Source organism: Kitasatospora putterlickiae (assembly GCF_039527695.1).
Taxonomy (GTDB): Bacteria; Actinomycetota; Actinomycetes; order Streptomycetales; family Streptomycetaceae; genus Kitasatospora; species Kitasatospora putterlickiae.
Genome location: NZ_BAAAKJ010000037.1, coordinates 6,336 through 8,555 on the forward strand (window position 1 = coordinate 6,336; position 2,220 = coordinate 8,555).

The 2,220-nt window shown below is 72.7% G+C and carries 1 protein-coding gene and 1 pseudogene; both read left to right on the top strand.

What is annotated here, in order from left to right:
• Positions 1–43: 43 nt before the first annotated feature.
• A complete protein-coding gene (locus ABD308_RS04525) occupies positions 44–2,020 on the top strand; it encodes a RiPP maturation radical SAM C-methyltransferase (RefSeq protein ID WP_344325875.1) in 1,977 nt (658 codons plus the stop codon).
• A pseudogene (locus tag ABD308_RS04530) lies at positions 2,001–2,220 on the top strand (hypothetical protein); the annotation flags it as partial. The gene ABD308_RS04525 and the pseudogene ABD308_RS04530, both read left to right, overlap by 20 nt.

The following is a 2,220-nucleotide window of genomic DNA, read 5'->3' on the forward strand; positions in this document are numbered from 1 at the left end:
CGACACCCTCACCGACCGCCCGCGAACAACAGAAGTGGCCATCATGCGTATCGTCCTGCTGCACATGCCCTGGGGCGCGATCGACGTGCCGTCGCTGGCGCTCGGGATCCTGCACACCGCCGCCGCGCGCGCCGGCCATCAGGTCGACGTGCGGTACGCCAACCTGGACTTCGTGGACTGGGCGGCCGAGAGCGCGGGCTTCGGCGTGGACGACTACCAGTACTTCTCCGAGAAGTCCTACTTCCAGGGCGCCGGGGACTGGGCGTTCGCCGGCGCGCTGTACGGCGACGACGGCGAACGCGGGGACGGCGACGGCGGCGATGACGCCGGGTTCGCGAGCTACTTCGAGTACCTGGCCGCCAACGGCGCGGGCGAGCGGGAGATCGCGCTGACCCGGGCCACCCGCGCGATCGCCCCCGCGTTCATCGCCCGACTCGTCGACGAGCTCGCCGCCGACCCGCCGGACCTGGTCGGCTTCACCACCACCTTCCAGCAGAACACGGCGAGCCTCGCCGCCGCGCGGCTGCTCAAGCAGCGCTGCCCGCGGGTGCGCACGGTGTTCGGCGGGGCGAACTGCGACGGTCCGCAGGGCGCCGCGCTGCACCGCAACTTCCCCTTCCTGGACTACGTGGTGCGCGGCGAGGGCGAGGCCGCCTTCCCGGCGCTGCTGGAAGCCCTCGCGAAAGGCATCGCGGCGGGACTCCCCGAGGGGCACCCCGGCGGGCTCCCGGACGGCGGCGACCTCTCCGCCGTCCCCGGGCTGTGCTGGCGCGACGCCTCCGGAAGCCCGACCGCCAACGCGATGGCCCGGCGTCCGCTGCCGCCCGCCGCGATCCTCACGCCCCGCTACGACGGCTTCTTCGAGCGCCTCGACGCCTCCGTCGCGGCCGGCTGGGTCGATCCCAAACTGGTCCTCGAAGGCTCCCGGGGCTGCTGGTGGGGCGAGAAGCACCACTGCACCTTCTGCGGTCTGAACGGCTCCTCGATGGAGTTCCGCTCGAAGCCGCCCGCGGACTTCCTCGCCGAAGTGCTCACGCTCGCCGAACGCCACCAGCTGCTGGACGTCTACGTGGTCGACAACATCCTGGACATGGGCTACTTCGACACCGTCCTGAAGTCCCTGGCCGAACTCCCGGTCGACCTGCGGCTGCACTTCGAGATCAAGGCCAATCTGCGCCGCCACCAGTTCCAGCTGCTCGGCGACTCGGGCGCGGCCCAGGTGCAGCCCGGCATCGAGAGCCTGAGCACCCGGGTCCTGCGGATCATGGACAAGGGCGTCACGGGCTGCCAGAACGTCCGCGCGCTGCGCGACGCGCAGAGCGCCGGGGTCTCGGTGACCTGGAACTACCTCTACGGCTTCCCGGGCGAACAGCCGGAGGACTACGAGTCGGTGATCCGCCAACTGCCCGTGCTGCACCACCTGGACCCGCCGACCGGAGCGGGCCGGATCGCGATCGAGCGGTTCAGCCCGTACTTCGACCGCCCCGAACTGGGCTTCGCCATCACCCGGCCGGCCTTCCAGTACCGCGCGACCTACCGCCTTCCGGAGAGCGAACTGGCCGAACTGGCCTATGTGTTCACCGCGCCGCCGCGCGGGATCGGCGGCGGCCTCGCGGAGCGGCTGAGCTCCGCCGTGGACACCTGGCTCGCCCGGTTCCCCGACAGCCGGCTCAGCTACCGGGAGGCGGACGGGCGGGTCGTGCTGGTCAACACCCGGCCCGGGTACGACTGGCGGGTGATCGAGCTGACCGATCCGGTGGAGCTCGCCGTCTTCCGGCTGCTGGACCAGCCCCGCTCGACGGCCGCGCTGGCCGCCAGGGTCCCCGGCGGCGCGGCGGCGGTCGCGCCGGTGCTGGAGCGCTTCACCGAACTCGGCCTGCTGTTCCACGACGGGGACGGCTACCTCCAGGTCGCCGTCGAGTCCGACAACCAGGTGCTGATGCGGATGCAGCACCGCCACGGCCCCGCCGCCGTCCACCCCCGCTCCGAGGAGGTGCCCGATGCCGTCACGATCGGCTGAGCGGACCGACGCCGCCTGGGACGGGGCCGCCCCCGAGGTCGAGCTGTGGCTCGACTACGACCCCGCCGCGCGGGAGCTGCCGGGCTTCGCGCTCGGCCGCCGCTCCCTGACCGGCCCGGCCCAGTCGGAGGTCACCGCACTGCACCGCTCCGGGGTCCGCTGCCTGCGGCTGACCGAACCGGTGCGGCTCTGCGCGGACG

What these genes read in the sequence shown, in the direction of transcription:
- ABD308_RS04525 (WP_344325875.1), top strand. Translation starts at nt 44, where the DNA reads ATGCGTATCGTCCTGCTGCACATGCCCTGGGGCGCGATCGACGTGCCG.